Annotated in this window: 16 protein-coding genes; 4 read left to right on the top strand and 12 right to left on the bottom strand. The window is 65.4% G+C overall.

The annotated features are described in order from the left end of the window. Nucleotides 1-273: 273 nt before the first annotated feature. The 4 genes from ABS769_RS07975 (at nucleotide 274) to ABS769_RS07960 (ending at nucleotide 5,277) form a co-directional block, all read left to right on the top strand. On the top strand, nucleotides 274-1,431 hold the full coding sequence (locus ABS769_RS07975) for a phosphotransferase enzyme family protein (protein WP_317059967.1): 1,158 nt from the start codon (nucleotides 274-276) through the stop codon (nucleotides 1,429-1,431). A 32-nt stretch (nucleotides 1,432-1,463) separates the two neighbouring features. Further along, on the top strand, nucleotides 1,464-3,632 hold the full coding sequence (locus ABS769_RS07970) for a TonB-dependent receptor (protein ID WP_317059968.1): 2,169 nt from the start codon (nucleotides 1,464-1,466) through the stop codon (nucleotides 3,630-3,632). Between the two features lie 235 nt (nucleotides 3,633-3,867). Beyond that, nucleotides 3,868-4,443 carry a nicotinamide riboside transporter PnuC gene (gene pnuC / locus ABS769_RS07965; RefSeq protein ID WP_317059969.1) on the top strand — a complete coding sequence of 192 codons (576 nt, stop codon included), beginning with the start codon at nucleotides 3,868-3,870 and terminating at the stop codon, nucleotides 4,441-4,443. Nucleotides 4,444-4,548: 105 nt separating this feature from the next. Beyond that, nucleotides 4,549-5,277: a UTRA domain-containing protein gene (locus ABS769_RS07960; protein ID WP_006450725.1), complete on the top strand. Its 729-nt coding sequence runs from the start codon at nucleotides 4,549-4,551 to the stop codon at nucleotides 5,275-5,277. Between the two features lie 605 nt (nucleotides 5,278-5,882). Here the strand turns inward: ABS769_RS07960 and ABS769_RS07955 are convergent. From ABS769_RS07955 to gspE, 12 genes are all read right to left on the bottom strand, one after another. Next, nucleotides 5,883-6,722, bottom strand: coding sequence for a glycosyltransferase family 2 protein (locus ABS769_RS07955; protein WP_317059970.1), 840 nt, complete (start codon nucleotides 6,720-6,722; stop codon nucleotides 5,883-5,885). Continuing rightward, complete coding sequence (gene gspD / locus ABS769_RS07950) at nucleotides 6,719-9,010, bottom strand: type II secretion system secretin GspD (RefSeq protein WP_317059972.1); 2,292 nt, start codon at nucleotides 9,008-9,010, stop codon at nucleotides 6,719-6,721. Before gspD ends, ABS769_RS07955 begins: the two co-directional genes overlap by 4 nt. Further along, the gene (xpsN, locus tag ABS769_RS07945) at nucleotides 9,007-9,789 is read right to left on the bottom strand and encodes a type II secretion system protein XpsN (RefSeq protein ID WP_317059975.1); all 783 of its coding nucleotides are present in this window, start codon (nucleotides 9,787-9,789) and stop codon (nucleotides 9,007-9,009) included. Before xpsN ends, gspD begins: the two co-directional genes overlap by 4 nt. Continuing rightward, complete coding sequence (gene gspM, locus ABS769_RS07940; RefSeq protein ID WP_016901906.1) at nucleotides 9,779-10,432, bottom strand: type II secretion system protein GspM; 654 nt, start codon at nucleotides 10,430-10,432, stop codon at nucleotides 9,779-9,781. The genes xpsN and gspM overlap by 11 nt, the downstream gene beginning before the upstream one ends. Continuing rightward, nucleotides 10,416-11,537: a PilN domain-containing protein gene (locus ABS769_RS07935; RefSeq protein WP_039518936.1), complete on the bottom strand. Its 1,122-nt coding sequence runs from the start codon at nucleotides 11,535-11,537 to the stop codon at nucleotides 10,416-10,418. Before ABS769_RS07935 ends, gspM begins: the two co-directional genes overlap by 17 nt. Continuing rightward, a complete protein-coding gene (locus ABS769_RS07930) occupies nucleotides 11,534-12,385 on the bottom strand; it encodes a general secretion pathway protein GspK (RefSeq protein ID WP_046344329.1) in 852 nt (283 codons plus the stop codon). Before ABS769_RS07930 ends, ABS769_RS07935 begins: the two co-directional genes overlap by 4 nt. Beyond that, complete coding sequence (locus ABS769_RS07925) at nucleotides 12,382-13,017, bottom strand: type II secretion system protein J (protein WP_317059977.1); 636 nt, start codon at nucleotides 13,015-13,017, stop codon at nucleotides 12,382-12,384. The genes ABS769_RS07930 and ABS769_RS07925 overlap by 4 nt, the downstream gene beginning before the upstream one ends. After that, nucleotides 13,014-13,430: a type II secretion system protein XpsI gene (xpsI, locus tag ABS769_RS07920; protein WP_317059978.1), complete on the bottom strand. Its 417-nt coding sequence runs from the start codon at nucleotides 13,428-13,430 to the stop codon at nucleotides 13,014-13,016. The genes ABS769_RS07925 and xpsI overlap by 4 nt, the downstream gene beginning before the upstream one ends. After that, a complete protein-coding gene (xpsH, locus tag ABS769_RS07915) occupies nucleotides 13,427-13,936 on the bottom strand; it encodes a type II secretion system protein XpsH (RefSeq protein ID WP_317059979.1) in 510 nt (169 codons plus the stop codon). The genes xpsI and xpsH overlap by 4 nt, the downstream gene beginning before the upstream one ends. 10 nt (nucleotides 13,937-13,946) lie before the next feature. Then, on the bottom strand, nucleotides 13,947-14,378 hold the full coding sequence (gene gspG, locus ABS769_RS07910) for a type II secretion system major pseudopilin GspG (RefSeq protein ID WP_317059980.1): 432 nt from the start codon (nucleotides 14,376-14,378) through the stop codon (nucleotides 13,947-13,949). Nucleotides 14,379-14,501: 123 nt separating this feature from the next. Then, nucleotides 14,502-15,719, bottom strand: a complete 1,218-nt coding sequence (gene xpsF / locus ABS769_RS07905) for a type II secretion system protein XpsF (protein WP_023902633.1) — start codon at nucleotides 15,717-15,719, stop codon at nucleotides 14,502-14,504. Between the two features lie 175 nt (nucleotides 15,720-15,894). Next, complete coding sequence (gene gspE / locus ABS769_RS07900) at nucleotides 15,895-17,622, bottom strand: type II secretion system ATPase GspE (protein WP_317059981.1); 1,728 nt, start codon at nucleotides 17,620-17,622, stop codon at nucleotides 15,895-15,897. Between the last annotated feature and the right edge of the window lie 2 nt (nucleotides 17,623-17,624).

Genomic DNA, 17,624 nt, shown 5'->3' with positions numbered 1-17,624 from the left:
GCCCGAAAGCCGCCAGGCGGTTTTCGGTAGCGCCGCCTGCGGCGCACCCCCTACACCTGATCCATGAGATGACGGCCAGCGACCTTTCGGTGTTGCGCTGCCTTATCAATCCATGCATCGCGACCGCCTGATGGCGCGCGCGATGCAACGACGGCCTGGCAGCGCCGTCTGTGTCGTTGCTGGCGTGCGCGCCGGGTCTGGTGCATCGGCTTCGCTCTTTTGGTCTATACCACTGACGCTTCCTGTCAGCGCTCTCTTTCCGAGCGTGTGCCCATGAGCACCGAGCATCAGGTGCATGGCATGAGCCTGGAATTGGCGCTGCCGGACTGGCCGATGCTGACCGCCGACGAAATCCATCGCGTGTTGCAGCGCGTGTCCGGCCATGCCGGTGGCGAGGTGATCCGCTGGCATAGCGCACGCCCCTTTTCCGCCGCTGCATGCGTGGACACCGCAACCGGCCCGCTGATCGTCAAGCGTCACCACTGCCGCGTACGCACGGTCGCTGCGCTGCGCGAGGAACACGTCTTCATGGCGCATCTGCGCTGGGCCGGCGCGCCGGTGGTCGAGGTGCTGCACGATGCCCAGGGCCGCACCGCATTGACGCAAGGCGATTGGGTCTACGAAGTGCAGCGCGTCGGCGCCGGGGACGATCTGTATCGCGATGCGTTGTCGTGGACCGCGTTCCACAGCGACCAGCATGCGTTTGCAGCCGGTGCTGCCTTGGCACGCCTGCATCTGGCAGCACAGGGATTCGACGCGCCGCCGCGCGACACCAGCGTACTGGTCGCCAACTTCAGCGTATTTGCGCAGGCAGACCCGATCCAGGCACTGGAACAGGCACTGTTGTCGCGCCCTGGCCTGGCCGCAGATTTTGAACAGCGGCCGTGGCGCAGCGATCTGGCCGCACACCTGCTGCGCTGGCACGCACAGGCATGGCCGTTGTTGTCGGCACCGGGGGCGATGCCGCCGCTGTGGACGCATGGCGACTGGCATGCCTCCAATCTGTTGTGGCGCATGCAGGACGGGGACACCGAGGTCAGCGCGGTATTCGACTTCGGCCTGTGCGATCGCAGTTTTGCGCTGTTCGATCTGGCCACCACGATCGAACGCAATCTGATTCCGTGGCTGAATCTGGATAACGGACAGCGCGCGCAACCGCAGCTGGACCAACTCGACGCACTGCTGGACGGGTACGCACAGCACTGCCCGCTGGGGGCTGCGCAACTGCGCCTGCTCGCCGCCTTGCTGCCGATCGTGCATGCAGATTTCGCCTTGAGCGAGATCGAGTACTTCGCCGGCATCACCCGCTCGTCCGGCAACGCCGACATCGCCTATCACCGTTATCTGCTTGGCCATGCGGACTGGTTTGCCAGTGCCGATGGTCAGCGTCTGATCGAACACCTGCACGCACGTGCGCGCCGTTTGCCATGAGCGTTTTTCTTTCTTCTTTTCGAGTCCTGCGCATGCCTGTGTCCCGCACCACCCTGCCCTCTCGCCGCCTGCTCGCGCTTGCACTGGCGCTGTGCATCGCCACACCGGCGTTGGCGCAGCAGCAACCCGACGATGCAGCGGTCGAACTGGATGCCGTGAACGTACGTGGCGAACGTACCGACACAAACACTGCATTGACCGGATTCGGTGCCACGCGCCTGCTGGATGCACCGGCCTCGATCGCGGTGTTCGATCGCCAGCAATTACTCGATCGTCAGGCCCGCGTGCTCAGCGAAGTCTTGCGCGCCGATGCCTCCGCAGGCGATGCGTATGCGCCGATCGGCTACTACGAAAACTTCGTGGTGCGTGGCTATTCGCTCAACGCTGCCAATAGCTACCGCATCAACGGCATGAGCGCGGTGGGCGAGCAATCCATTGCGCTGGAAAACAAGCAGCAAGTGCAGTTGCTCAAAGGCCTGGCCGGCCTGCAATCCGGCGTCAACGAACCGGCCGGCTTGATCGACTACCGCACCAAGCGGCCCGAGCATGTGCGCAGCGTGACCCTGGGCACCGACGAGCAAGGCTCGCGCTATGTCGCGGCCGATCTGGGCGACTGGTTCGGCGCCGAGCGCACGCTGGGTGTGCGCGTCAATGCCGCACGCGAAGACATCAACAGTTATGTCGACCATGCCGATGGCTACCGCAATTTCCTCTCGCTGGCCGGCGACTGGAAGATCAGCCCGCAATCGCTGCTGCAGCTGGATGTGGAATACCAGCATCGGCAGCAACGCTCGGTGCCCGGCTACCAGCTGCTGGGTGGCACGCAGGTGCCGCGCGCTATCGATGTGCGTCGTCTGCTCGGCTACCAACCGTGGTCGCGGCCGGTGGAAATGGATTCGCTCAATGCGCAGCTGCGTTACGCGTATCAATTCAACGACAACTGGCGTGCCACCGCAGAAGCCTCACGCAGCCGTTCGGTGATCAACGATTTCTCCGCGTTTGCCTGGGGCTGTTATGGCGCGGCCAGCTGCGCCGATATCGTCACGCCCAACTTTTTCAGCGCGCAGGGCGAGTACGACGTCTACGACTACCGCAGCCCCGACGACACCCGCGTGCACGATCAACTGCGCGCCACATTGGAAGGCCATGTGGTCACCGGCATGCTGGATCACCGCCTGAGCATCGGCGGCGATTGGCTACGCCGCACCATCGACCGTTTCGGCTCGGTCAACGAATTCGTCGGCAGCGGCAGCATCGAGCGCGACCCGGAGGTGTTTGCACAAACCGACGTGGCACTGGACCCGAAGCAACGCCGCCTGGATAGCCGTCAACGTGCCCTGGTGTTGGCCGACCGGATTGGCTTCGGTTCGCAATGGGAGCTGGCGCTGGGCGCGCGTTATGTGCGGCTGGACGAGCGCGCGTTCGATCGCGACGGGCTGCTGGAACGGCGCACGCGCAAGGACGCAGTGCTGCCGCAGGCGGCGCTGCTGTTCAAGCCGCAGCAGCAGGTGGCGTTGTATGCCAGCTACGCCAAGAGCCTGGCAGCCGGCGGCACCGCACCATGGTTTGCCGACAATGCCGATGAAATCCTGCCGCCCACCAACGCGTATCAGCTGGAAACCGGCGCGAAGATCGAGCTAGATGGCCTGCGTCTTGGCGCGGCACTGTTCGACATCCGCCAGGCCTACCAGTTCACCCAACCGCAGGCCGACGGTGGCCTGCTCTATGTGCAACAAGGCCGCCTGCACAATCGCGGTCTGGAGCTGTCGGCCGACGGCGCAGCCACCGAACAACTCCGCATCTTCGCCAGCGTTGCGGCGATCCGTGCGCGTGCAGAAGACACCGACATTGCCGAGTACGAAGGCCATCAGGCGATCAACGTGCCCAAGCTGCGCGCCAGCGTGCAGGCCGACTACAGCGTGCCCGGTGTCGATGGTTTGGCACTACTGGCAGGCGCGCAATACAGCGGGCGCAAGTTCGCCGATCGCCTCGGCAATGCCAGCGTGCCGGCCTATACCGTGGCCAATCTGGGCGCACGCTACGCCACTGCACTGGGCGGCTTGGCAACGACCTGGCGCTTGAACGTGGACAACGTGTTCGACAAGCGCTACTGGCGCGATAGCGGTGAATACCAGGGCGATGCGTATCTGTTCCCCAGTGCGCCGCGCACTGCGCGATTGACGGTGCAGGTGGATTTTTAAAAACGTGCTCCCCCATCCGCCCTGCGGGCGGCTTGCTCCGCAGGCGCGGGAAGAGAACAGCATCGGCGTTGTCGGTTTGGGTCTTTCTCTGGCGACATGCGGGCAGCTGTGATCTGACCCTGGTGTGCACTGCAGCTGCGATTCGCGCAGTGAACGACCTCCACCGGCTGCACGCACTGTCGCATTTGCGTCTTCCGCCCTTGCCGCCACTGATCCACTTTCCATCAGGCTTTGCATGTCACTGCTCGAATCCATCGCCGTCGTGATCAACCTGCTCGGCGTCTGGCTGACCGCGCGGCGCATTCGCTGGTGCTGGCCGGTCGGCATCGTGGCGGTGGCGCTGTACGCCTGGCTGTTCTATCAGTGGAAGCTGTACTCGGACATGCTGCTGCAAGGCGTCTACGTGCTGACCCAGCTGTACGGTTGGTGGCACTGGCAGCGCGGAACCGCCGCAGACATGCGGATTCGCCCATTGCCGATGCCACACGCGGAGCTGTGGGCGTCGCTAGGCATCGGCGCACTGTTTGCCGCCGCGCTCGGCGCCTACATGCATCACCGCACCGATGCTGTGCTGCCGTGGCTGGATGCGGCGCTGGCCAGCTTCAGCCTGGTTGCCAGCGTGTGGGCCGCGCGCAAACGCATCGCCAACTGGGTGCTGTGGATCGTGCTCGATTGCATTTACGTGGGCGTGTTCGTCAGCAAAGCGCTATACCCCACTGCCCTGCTCTACGCCGGTTTCGTGCTGCTAGCGGTGTATGGATGGCGCAGCTGGAAAATCCAACAGAACCGGAATCTGGCAGAGATTGCCTGAGCGACGCACGGTTTGCGGGCGCGTTCTTCTTTACCATCGCAACATGCATCTCTTTCAACACACTGCACCACACATGTGCTGCGTACGTCATCGGCGGATCGCCGCATGAGCGTGTCGCGCCAATACGCCATCACCGAAATCATTTCCGCGCAGATCGCCGCCGGCGAATGGGGCCCGGACCAGCGCCTGCCGGTGGAGCGCGAGCTTGCAGAGCGCTTCGCCTGTACCCGTATCACCTTGCGCGAGGCCTTGCAGCAGCTGGAAGCCGAAGGGCGCATTTACCGCGAGAACCGTCGTGGGTGGTTTGTCAGTGCACCGCGCGTGCGCTACGACCCCACCAGCATCGCCGGTTTCATGCAGTACGTGGCGGCGCAAGGGCGCAAGCCGCGCACCGAGCTGCTGAGTGCCACCCGGCAGGCAGCCGGTGCCGCGTTCGCTGCGGCATTGCGGTTGGAAACAGCGTACGAAGAGGTCTTCGTGCTGCAACGCCGGCGCTGGATCGACCGCCGCGCGGTGTTACTGGAAACCAACGTGGTGCTGGCCGCCTGGGCGCCTGGTTTGCTGGAACATGATCTGGCCGGTTCGCTGTCCAGCGTGTTCAACCAGAAACTGGGCCTGTTTCTGAGCCGCGCGCACGTCTCGATGCACCCGGCCGGGCTGGATGCCACGCAAGCCATGTTGCTGCAATCCACCACCGGTACACCGTGCTTCCGGCTGCAGCGGGTCAGCTTTGCCGAAGACGGCCGAGCGGTGGAGCTGGATATCGAATCCTGGCGTCACGACGCACTGGATGTGGTGGTGCGCACCGAGGCGCCGACGCGGTCGGCTTCTTAAGAGCGGCTAACAAAATGTACGTCATGTCAGTCCACTGCAGGCCGGCTGATCTGCGGCCTGGCTGCAGGGCCCTTGCCCGCCCACCCTCGCGGGACACGCCGCAAGTACGTCCATGTAGGCTCTTCTGCGGCATCCATGCCGCGTAAGGTCCCGCGACGGTGGGCGGGCAAGGACTAGTCGAGGTGGTCGGTGTGCATGTTTTCAACAAAGCAGCCGACTAACTTTCTGGTGCGGTGTCCTCACCGCTTGCGGGACCGTGTGGCGGCATGGATGCCGCCACCGAGCCTCCGCGGACGGATTCACGGCGTGTCCCGCGAGCGGTGAGGGCACTGCGCCCTCGACCCACTCAGCGTTTGATCTGGACTTCCGACGCGTTTGATCTGGACTTCCGACGCGTTTGATCTGGACTTCCGACGCGTTTGACCTGAACTTCCAACGGCATCAACCAGGATGCGCCCGACGCCACCACTGCACTCACCGCACGGCGAGCAGTCGTCAGCTTGCAGGGGATAGCGCTCAACGAACCGCACTGTAAGATTGCTACACGCTGCACCGAACACCGGCTGCGCACGCCTGGCGGTGAGCATGCCGCTTTGGCAGCTGTTCTACGCGTCAAATAGCCTGCGTTGTGGATCCGGCGGCGGTAGATCGGCCAGCAGTTGTGCGAGTTGATCGCGCTGCGCGCGCAGTGGATCGTGCATCAGGAAGTTGGCCAGACGTGCGTGCCAGGCCGGCCAGCGGGTGGCCAGTGCATCCATGTCGCCATCGGCCGGGCGGCCTTCGTGCGGCGAGGCGACGAAGGCGGTTTCGCACAGCACATTGCGCCATCCCAGCCCGCCCATGCGCAGGCTCAGATCCACCAGTGCGGCGTACCACGAGCCATAACTGCTGGCATCCAGGCCGCCGGCCTTGCGCCGCGCGCTGCCGCGCAGCAGCACGGCGTGGCCGGTGGCCGAGGGCAGTTCCGGGTGCAGCGGTGGCATTGCGGCGCAGGCGGCGGCAAGCCGGTCCAGCGCGGCGGGCATGGGGTTGAGTTCGCCCAGTCGCGGCCAGCCACAGGCTTCGCCCACATTGCTCCAGGGCGTGGCGGTGGCAATCGCCGCATCGCGCGCAAAGCAGGCGTTGAGCTGATTCAGCCACCCCGGCAACGGGCAGGCATCCACACCCAGCACCACAACATCGGCATCGCCGCAGCCACTGAGCATTTCGTCCAGATGCGCCACCTCGCCGAGCATGCGCTGGCGGCGGGTGTGATGCGCCTGCAACGGCGTGCGCGCCAACCAATGTTCGATCACGGCACGGCCGCGCGGGCCAGCCTGCGCATCGTCGGCCAGCCACACCCGCGTGCCTGCTGGCGTGGCGGCGTTCAATGCGCCCAGGCAGGCATCCAGAGCCTCGTCGTCGGTGCCGACCGGCACCAGCACGACGGGCAGCGCTGCACTCACCTTAGTTTCTTGCCTGCATCAAGCGGATCCATGGCGCGGAACTTCTCGCCGTACTCATCGGTGAGATCGCGCGCTTCCTGCGGATTGCGCACGATCGATGGTGTGATCAGCACGATGACTTCGCGGCGGTTGGTCTCGCGGGTCTTCCTACCGAATAATGCACCTACTCCAGGCAACTTACTGAGGAACGGCACACCTGAACTCCCGTCGCTGGTGCTGTCGTCAATCAGGCCAGCCAACATCATAGTATCGCCGCTCTGGACCGCTGCTTCGGTCTTTACACGACGCGTATTGATATCGACGTTACAAGCAGCGCTGTTGACCGCCGTGGTGGTGTCCGAGGTACATGCTGCCGGCCGCGCACCTGGCGTACTGACTTCTTGCACGATATCCAGGAACACCATGCCATCCTTTGTCACACGTGGACGCACTTTTAGGATCACACCGGTGTCGATGTACTGCACCGAGGAAAAGCTGCTGTCGCTGCCAAGACCGGTGTTAATCGAAGTTGAGTTGATCGGGATACGCGAGCCCACGTTGAGCGTGGCTTCGGCGTTGTTGCGCACGAAAACAGAGGGTGTCTGTAACAGCCGCACATTGGTCACTTGATCGAGCGCACTGATAACCGCTGCGGCATTCTTACCTAGGAATGTCCAGCCAACGCCACCATTAGTGACAGTCCCCGCGATATCGCCCCAGATATTGCGGCCGGCGGCCGGCGGTAAACCAGCGCCGCCGGCAGTCGTCGCAGCATTTACCGCATTCTCGAAATACCAGTTCACACCGTACTGAAGCTGCCCCGTCAAATTCACCTCGGCCACCTGCGCTTCGATATGCACCTGCATCGGCATCACGTCGAGCTTTTCGATGACGTCGCGGATCGAGGTCCATGCCTGCGGCGTGGAGCGCACCAGCAAAGTATTGGTTTCGGCTACCGCCGAGACACCCACCTTGTCGCCGGACACCTCCAGCGTCACCGCACCATTGCCGTTGCTGCGCGGCGACAACTGCAAGCTGCCGTTGCCCAGGCCACCACTGCTGCTGCCACTGCCACTGCTGCCGCCGAAGCTGATGCCGGACGAACTGCCATCGTTGCTTTCGCCGATGCTGCCGCCGGTGGTGCCGGAGCTGCCACCCATGCTGCTGTCGCGATTGCCGGCGACGCCGCCAAGCACGCTGGTTTCCGAGCCGGGCGCCAGCGAGGCATTGGAGTCGCCGCCATTGCCACGCCCGCCGAACACTTCCGACAGGCGGTCGGCCAGGTCCTTGGCCTTGATGTATTTCAACTCATACGAGAACAACCGCACGCCGCCACCGGCGCTGTCGATGCGGTCCAGCCACTGCTGGATCTGGTCCAGATAGCGCGGCTGCGGGGTGATCACCAGCACGGCGTTGGCGTTTTCCAGCGGCATGAAACGGAACATGCCGGCGCTGGGCGTCTTGCTCTGTTCGCCGAAGACTTTCTCCAGATCGGCGGAGACTTTTTCGGCCTTGCCGGACTGGATCGGGAACACGCCCACCGACATGCCCGACAGCCAATCCACGTCGAAGATCTGCACGGTGCGCAGGTAGTTTTCCAGCTCGGCGCGGGTACCGCCCAGGGTGATCACGTTGCGCGAATTGTCGGTGCCGACGATGGCGTTGGGCCGTGCGTACGGCTCCAGCACCTTCTTCATTTCGCTGGCGGAGATGAACTTCAACGGCACCACGCGCACCTCGAAACCGCGCGCGGACGACGGCGATGCGGTGCTGGGTGCGACGGTGCCGGCCAGTGCCTGGTCGGCCGGCACGATGTTGTAGCGGCCACCGTTGAACACCATGCGCGCGTTGTTCCAGCCCAGCACCATTTCCAGCAGGTTCAAGGCTTGCGCGGGCGAGACCGGATTGGGCGTAGCCAGGGTCACGGTGCCCTGCACGCCCGGGGCGATGACGTAGTTCTGGCCGAGCATGTCGCCCAGGATCGCCTTGACCACGGCCTGCACCGATTCGCCTTCGAAATTGAAGGTGGCGCTGCCGGTGCTGGCCATGCCGAGCGTAGGCGACGGCGCGGCGGCCGCGCTCTGGTTGATCATGCTGCCGCTGCCGCGACGGATCACCGGCACCGGCTTGGCGCTGGTGTTGCCGTCGGCAGCTTGCTCGGCGCCGGTCTGGGTGGCGCCGGCAGCGCCGACTTGCGGATCCAGGCGCGCGTCGCGGCGTACGTCCGGCGGCGGAGTGGTGGCACAACCGGCCAACAGGCCAATCAGCAGGGACACGGGGAACAGGCGCGGCGTCATGCGTTCACTCATTGGGTCTGACCGGGGGTTGAGCCGCTCTGGCGCTGCTGTTGCAGCTGGCGGCGTCGGGCTTCGATGCGTTCGCGGATGGCACGCATCTGATCGTCGGAGGGGCGTGGTGCTTCCTGGGCGCCGTCGCTGCGTTGCGGCGGCACCGTCGGCGGCGCCTGTCCACCGGGCTGCTGGGCAGGCGTGGCAGGCTGGGGCTGCGGCGGCTGCACCGCGGCGGCGTCGGGCGAAGGCAACGGTGGCGTGGCGCCGGGTGCAGCCGGCGCGCCGGCATTGGCGGTGGGCGGCTGCCCGCCCTGGCCGTTGAACACCTGCAGTTCCAGGGTTTGGGTGCCGCCCGGGCCTTCGATGGTTGCGCTGCGCGGCTGCAGCGCCAGCAGGCGCCAGCCCTTGACCGCATCGCCGCCGAGTTTGACCCGCACCGAATCGTGCGGGTCCAGGGTTAGCGTGGCCATCTTGAAGTTGTCCGTCAGCAGCACGCCGGTCAGCCGCACCGTCGATGCGGCGCCGCTGCCGTCGTTGCCGGACAGGAAGAACGGATGCGGCAGGCGATCTTCGGCGAAGGCCGGGTGTGCGGCGATTTCCGAATATTTCTCGAACGCGCCCAGCCGTTCCGGCGCCGGTGCCGGCAGGGTGGGCAGGCGCTGCACCAGCGCCGGATCGTCGGGCAGCAGTTCCACCCGTTTGCCCAGGCCAGCCACGGCCAGCACGCACACCAGCAGCGCCCAGCCGACCACGGTGGCCAGCAGCCAGGTGCGCAGGCCGATCATGTCAAGGCGCATTGCTGGCCTCCGCGGCGTCGGGGGCGGCGGGCGCGGCGTCGGTGTTCAACGGTGCGGCACTGGCGCCGGGGCGCAGGTAGCCGGCCAGTTCGAAGGCAATGTCCAGGCCGTTGCCGCTTTCGTTGGGCGAGAGTTGGTAGCGCTGCGCCATCACGTTGAGGTTGTCCACGAACAGGCGCGGGGTGCCGTTTTCCAGGCTGTACAGCACCGAGGCCAGCTCCGGGGTGCCGCAGCGCAGGCGTACCTGCACCGCGACGCGGGTGAAGCGGTCCTTGCTTTCCGGCTGCAGCGGCGAGCGATTGCTGATCGCGCAGCTGCGGTTGCCGGGGCTGGCTTCCACCACGGCGCGTTCCAGCCGCTGCACCAGGCCGGCCGATGCCAGTTCGGCCGAGGTTTCCGGCAGGAAGCCCGGACGGCTTTCCAGGGTCTGGCGCGCTTGGCGTAGCCGTTTGCTGACTTCCGGCGCCTGCTGCAGTTGCACGCGCACGCGCAGCTCGCGCTCGCGCAGCGCTTGCAGGTCGTCCTGCACCGCGATCATGGGCTGGGTGAACCAGGGGTGCACCAGCACCAGATAGGCCACGCCGATCACCAGCAACAGCAGGCCCAAAGCGATCCAGCGATCGCGCTTAACGCTGCGTGGCATCGGCCGCCTCCTTGGCATCGGGGCCGGCCAGTTCGGCGGTGATGGTGAAGCGGTCGACGTTGCGACCGGCATCGCTCTGCAGCACACCGGTCAGCGAGGGCGTGCGCCACAGCGGCGAGCCTTCCAGGCGCCGCACCAGCGAGGAGGCTTCGTTGCTCAAGCCGATCAACTGCAATTGCCCACCTTCGACCGAGAATTTTTCCAGGTAGGTGCCGCCCGGCAGACGCCGGCTCAGTTCGTCCCAGATTTCCACCGAGGTGGGGCGGGTGGCGCGTTGCTGCTGGAAGAAGTTGGCCCCTTCGACCAGATCCAGCAATTGCTGGCGTTCGGCGGCGACCTGGCGCGCACGTGCGGCGTTGGCCTGCACCTTGGCACGCAAGTCGTCGGCGGCCTGGCGGCGGTTGTCCAGCAGCAGCCAGCCGGCCACGGCCAGCAGCACCAGTGCGGCGGCGGCCAGCAACAGATTCCAGCGCTGCATCGGGTCGCTGCGCCGCAGCCGTCGTGCCGGCGGCAGCAGGTTCACGCCCAATGGCAGGCCCTGCGCATCGGCGACATCGATGCCGGACAAGGCGCTGGCCCATGCGTCGGGCACGCCGTCCGGGCCATCGATCAGGCGCCGCGGCACCACCACCAGTTCGGCATCGAGCTGGCCGTCTTCGCGCACGTCCAGCACGCGCGCATCGAAGTACACCTGGTCGGCAGTGAACGGGGTTTGCCGATCGATCTCGAAGCGCGCCACATCCTGCAGGCGCGCCGCTGCCGCAGCAGGCAGGCGCAACGGACGGCGCAAGGCATGCGCGGCCGGCAGCAGCCAATGCCGCGGCAGGCCTTCCAGCGCGGTCGGCAGCAAGGCATGGACTTCCTGCGGCTGCACAGGCCACGGCAGGCTGGCGATGGTCTCGCTGCTGTGATCGCGCTGACGCAGCAACTGCAACGCCTGCCCATCGGGCTGCAACAACAGCCGCGACGGCGACAGGCCCAACTGCCATTGCCAGCGCTGCGGCAGCCAGGCCAGCAGCGATTGTTGCCACCAACGCCAGAAGCCTCCGGCTCCCGGCATGGCGCGTACGCCGATACGACCCAAGGTGTCCCGCCATGCGGTCATTGCACTGCTGCTCCCTCTTCCCAACGCAACACGGTATATGCCGACCCAGGTAATGCGGACGCACTGGTGGAGACCACCGCCCGCAACACAGCCTCGCGTCCCTGACTCAGTCGCGCCCGGCTCTCGATACTATAAGTGTCCGACCCACCGACCGTCGCCTCGCTGCCCGGCAAACCCGGCGGCGCGTCACGCTGGGCCAGCAGTTGCCGCGCATCCAGGCCCATCGCGGTCAGCACCGGGGCCGGCGCAAAGCGCGCTTCGGGGCGCGAGCGTCCGCTGTACAGGGTGAGGTTGGGCAACAGCTTGCGATACAGCTCGCCATCCATTCCCAGCACCAGGCGCAACTCGCCTAGCGTTTCGAACGGGCCATCCTTTGCGCCGTACGGCAATCCTGCATCGGCATAATCGCGATCTTCCGCGCCGCCGCCGGGCTGGCTCAGCGAATCGCCATCGCGCCAGTCGACGATCGCACCGGCAATGCGCGTATCGCGGCCCTGTTCGCCACCGACCGCGCGTACCAGGCCGGCCAGCAGCGCGGGCTCGGCCATGTTCAAGTCCACCTTGCCGCTTTCGTCGGTAATGCGGATCTCCACCGTGGCATCGTCCATCTGCCAACGATAGCGCCGGCCGTCTGCGAGCCAGCGTGCCTGGGTGTCGGTGCTTTGCAGGCGGGACAGTGCGTATTCCAGCCCGGAGCGCGCGTATTCCTGCGCCTGCGCGCCATTGCGCAGCATGCTGCCCTGCAGCGCTTCCACCCGCGCGGTCAGCGCGAATGCACCGATCATCGCGGTGAGCAGCGCAATCAGCCACAACACCAACACCAGCGCGGCACCGCGCATTGCGCTCATTGCCCCGCTCCCGGGTTGCTGGATTGCGGCAAGGCCACCACCAGCGGCGGCCAGGCGGCACCGCCGCTACGGATCTCGATGCGCACCAGCAACGGCAGACGGTCGTGCCATTCCCACTGCGGCAACCATGCGCTCAGGCGGCCGCTCTGCGGATCCATCCCGCGATACCGAAAGCTCACCTGCTGCACGCCTTCGGCGAGTGTTTCCGGCGGCAGCGTGGTGCCCTCTTCGATCGACTTGCCCGATTGCAGCATGGTCAATGCAATCAACAGATTGCGCTGCTCGCCATCGCCGGCCACCGATAGATCATGCAGATACGGCCCACCACGGCCCAGATAATCCGGTACATCGGCGGCAAAACGCATGCGCTGCGGCTCGCCGATGAACAACATCGGTTGCTGGCTTTGCGGGTCGATGCCCATCGCAATCGGCAACGCGGCCGCCAGCCGGCGACGCAGGAATTCTTCCACCGCGCGCACGCGCTCGCTGCGCTGGGCGATCGCTTCGCCGCGCTGACTCACCGCACTGGCCGAGCGCAAGGTGGCGAACGCCAATGCCAGCCCGCCCACCAGCAACATCGTGGCCAGCAACACTTCGATCAGGGTGAAACCGGCGTTGCGCGAACGGCTCATGGGGCCCTACCCGGCTGCGCCGCAGCGACCAGCCTTAAAGTGCGCCATTGCAGCACCTGATTGGGCTGCTCGCCCCAACGCACCACCAAGGTCAATTGCAGCAGCGTGTGCGCGCCGGGGGACACCGGCGCCTGCGGATTGCGCCGCGGTTCGTCATACGGGCGCACATCCATCGACCAGCGAAAATGCCCGTCTTCGAAAGTGCCTTGTTGCTGCTCGGGCACCAACGGTTTGTCCATGCCCTGGGCGGCCAGCAACGATTGCGCGTGCAGCGTGGCGCGCGTGCTTTCGTCGGCAGCGCGCACCTGACGCGCAGCGCCTGACAGCGATCCCAGCAACAGGCTCAACGCCAATGCCAGCAGCGCAAAGGCGACGATCACCTCGATCAACGTGTAACCGCGCTGGCGCTTCATGGCGCCGGCGTCCGCAATTGCCCAGAGCGCACTTCGCCGGTGATCCAGCCCACGTCCACACGCCAGGTGGCGTCCTTGACGCGCAGGTCGATGCGCCCGCCAGTGGAGGCGCCATCGGGGAAGAACTGGATGGCGCCCTGATCCTGCCGCGACTGCACCTGCCGCGCGCCGGTGAAGCGCACCTCCAGCGACGACGGCAGATCGCCGTGATGGCCGCCGGGTGCTTCCCAGCGGCGCTGCTGCGGATCGATCAGAAACCGCTGCGGCGTGCCGGTGGCAATCGCCTGGGTGCGGGTGTAACGCAGCTGCGAGGCGATCGCCTTGCCGGCGGTGCGCAGGCGCATGCCGTCGATCCCGCCATTGAGCGCTGCAGCGGCGAGCACGCCGGCCATCGCGATCAAGGCGATGACCAGCAGCATTTCCAGCAACGAACTGCCACGCGTGCGGAGACGACCAGGGCCGACCACTCCATGCGGATGACGCAACGGCTGACACGCAACGCGCATGGCGGAAGGCTTATTGGTACTTGATGTCCGCGTCGTAACTGCTGCCGCCGGGGCGGCCGTCCTTGCCCAGGCTGATCAGATCGAACGGCTGGCCATCGCCCGGCACGCGGTATTCGATGGTGTGGCCCCACGGGTCGTTGAGTTCGGCCGGCTTGGCGTACGGGCCGAGCCAACCGCTGCTGCCGCCCGGCTGGGTGACCAGCTCATCGAGCTTGCCCGGCAACTTGCCGGTGTCGAGCTGGAAATTCTCGATCTTGCCGGCCAGGGTCTGGATCTGCGATTTGGCCAGATTGGCCTTGCCGCGATCGGCACCACCGAGCACACGGCTACCGACCAGGGTGAGCACCGCACCGATCAACACGATGACGATGATGATTTCCAGCAAGCTCATGCCGGCCTGGGCTGCACGCGATGGACTACGGGTAATGGAGCGCTTGATCATGAACGATTTCCTTGCACGTCGATGAAAGATGCTGCCGCCAGAAGATGACACGGCGGGCATTGCAATGGTTCCCGCATGGGTGTCGTGCGGTCACCTGAAAGTTGTTGTGAATCCACCGCCACGTTATCCGATGGCATTGGTCAGGTCATACAGCGGCACCAGCACCGAGATGATGACAAGCCCAACCACCGAGGCCAACACCAGCGTGATCAGCGGCACCAGGGCGGCCAGGGCGCGGTCGATGGCTTGCGCGGTTTCCAGCTCGAAGGTGTCGGCGGTCTTGAGCAGCATGGTGTCCAGCGCGCCGGACTCTTCGCCCACCTGAATCATCTGCAGAGCCAGCCGCGGGAAGCGCTTGCCACGTGCCAGCGACATCGCCAGGCCGTGGCCGTTCTTGACGTCGTCGGCAGCGGCGTCGACATCTTCGACCAGCGCCAGATTCGACATCACATTGCGCGCGATGCCGATCGCGGCCAGCAGCGGCACGCCATTACGCAACAAAGTGCCCAGCGTGCGCGTCAGCCGCGCAGTTTCCAGGCGTGCGATCAGGCTGCCGACGACTTTCTGCCGCAGCAGCCATTCGTCCAGCGCGGCACGAAACGCCGCATTGCGCCGCTTGCGATCCAGCCACAGCCCGAGCACGCCCGGCACCACGATCAACACCACCCACCAGTCGCGCACCAGCAAGCCCACGCTCAAAACGGCTTGCGTGAACCACGGCAAGGCCACATCCAGGCTTTCGTACATCTGCGCAAACTGCGGCACCACATAACCGAGCAGGAACAGCAACGCACAGCCGACCACCGCCAGCAGAATCGCCGGATAGATCAGCGCATTGATCACCTTGCCGCGCAGCGCACGGCTGCGCTCCAGATAATCGGCCAAGCGTTGCAGAGTGTCCTGCATGCTGCCGCCGGCTTCGCCCGCGCGCACCATGTTGATGTAGAGCTTGGAAAACAGCCCGTGCTGGCGCTCCAGTGCCGAGGACAGCGGCGCGCCGCCACGCACGGTGTCGCGCACATCGCCGATCACACGCCGGCTTTTTTCGTCTTCGGGCAGATCCATCAGGATCGACAGCGCACGATCCAGCGGCTGGCCGGCACCGATCAGCGTGGACAGCTGTTGGGTGAACTGCACCAGCGCGGCGTTGTCGAACGGCTTCTTGCGCAACAGCATGCGCAGCGACGGCGAGTCGCTTTCGCCGGTGGCCAGGCGTGTTTCCACCGGCAGATGGCCTTGCTCCTGCAGACGCAGCACCACCTCTGCATCGCTGGCCGCTTCCATCTGGCCATCGAGCATTTCGCCGTGCGCGTCGAGCGCCTTGTAGCGGTACAGGGGCATCAGGCGTTGGAGCTGGGATTGGGGAATCGGGAATCGGGAATCGGTAAAAGCGAGATGCTGCGTTGTGTTGGCGCGATTGGGCGCACATGTGCGCGTGCGCAATCCATTGCCACGACGTTGCGCTGGTTATCTTCCGATCCTGAGCATCCGATGCTCGCTGTTGCTCCGTTCACTCTCACGCATCCTCCGTCACGCGCAACACTTCTTCGATGGTGGTTTCGCCGCGCAAGGCCTTGGACAAGCCGTCTTCGTACATGGTGCGCATGCCGGCCTTGCGGGCCAGTTGCTCGATCTCGCCCATGCCGGCACGGCGCATCACCGCGCGCCGCAGCTCGTCGTTCATCACCAGGAATTCGACGATGGTGGTGCGGCCGAGATAGCCGGTCGGCGCCGCTGCCGAGGCACGCGGGCGATACAGGTAAATCTCGCCCTCCGGCTGCAGGCGGCGCAGGTTGAAACGCTCAACCTCCTCCGGCGATGCCAGGTAGCGTTCGGCGCTGGGCAGGTCGAGTTTGCGTACCAGGCGCTGCGCCAGGATGCCGTTGATGGTGGAGGTGAGCAGATAGTCTTCCACGCCCATGTCGAGCAGGCGGGTAATGCCGCCGGCCGCGTTATTGGTGTGCAGCGTGGACAACACCAGATGGCCGGTGAGCGCAGACTGGATCGCGATGCGCGCGGTTTCCAGATCGCGCATTTCGCCGATCATGATGATGTCCGGATCCTGACGCACGATGCTGCGCAGCGCATTGGCGAAATCCAGCCCGATCTGCGGCTTGGCCTGGATCTGGTTGATGCCTTCGATCTGATACTCCACCGGGTCTTCGACAGTGATGATCTTCACGTCCGAGGTGTTGAGCTGGCTCAACGCGGTGTACAGCGTGGTGGTCTTGCCAGAACCGGTCGGGCCGGTGACCAGCATGATGCCGTGCGGTTGCTCGAGCACCTTGCGGAACTGCGGCAGAAAATCTTCGGTAAAGCCCAGCTTGTAGAAGTCGAACACCACCGTTTCGCGATCGAGCAGACGCATCACCACGCTCTCGCCATGCGCGGTAGGCACGGTGCTGACGCGCAGATCCAGCTCCTTGCCCTGCACGCGCAGCATGATGCGGCCGTCCTGCGGCAACCGGCGTTCGGCGATGTTGAGCTTGGCCATGATCTTGACGCGGCTGATCACCGCGGCGGTGAGTTTGGCCGGCGGGCTTTCGCCTTCCACCAGCACACCGTCCACGCGATAACGCACCTTGAGCCGGCTTTCGAACGGTTCGATATGGATGTCCGAGGCGCGCAGTTCCACCGCGTGCTGGATCACCAGATTCACCAGCCGGATCACCGGCGCTTCGGAGGCCAGATCGCGCAATGCTTCGATGTCGTCGCTGCTGTTGGCATCGCCATCGGCGGTTTCCACGATGGTGCCCATCGCGCTGCGGCCCTGGCCGTACCAGCGTTCGATCAGGTCATCGATTTCCGAGCGCAGGCCGACCTGCAGCAACAGCGGGCAGCCGGTCGCAAGCCGCACCGCGTCGATCGCGTAATCGTCGAAGGGATCGGCGATCCACAACTCCAGCCGGCCATCGCGTTCGCCGACCGGGCATAGATGAAATTGTTTGAGGAAGCGCAGCGACAGCCCCTGCACGTCCGGCAGCATTTCCGGTGGGGTATCGCCGAGCTGGCGTGCATCCACCAGCGGCAGACCCAGTACATCGGCGCAGGTCTCCGCATGATCGCGTTCGGACACCAGGCCCAGACGGCCCAGCAAGGCCAGCAGGCCCATACCGGATTCGGTCTGCAACTGGCGCGCGCGCAGCAGATCGGTGTCCTTCAGACGACGGCGTTCAAGCAACGCTTCGACGATGCGCGTCTCCGCACTTCGATGCTCAATTGGATCGACGGCAACCGCGTTCACAC

The sequence above is a fragment of the Xanthomonas hortorum genome (genome assembly GCF_040279205.1).
Lineage (GTDB): Bacteria > Pseudomonadota > Gammaproteobacteria > Xanthomonadales > Xanthomonadaceae > Xanthomonas > Xanthomonas hortorum_F.
Note: the sequence above shows the minus strand (reverse complement) of the source record. Positions and strands in the feature narration are given on the sequence as shown.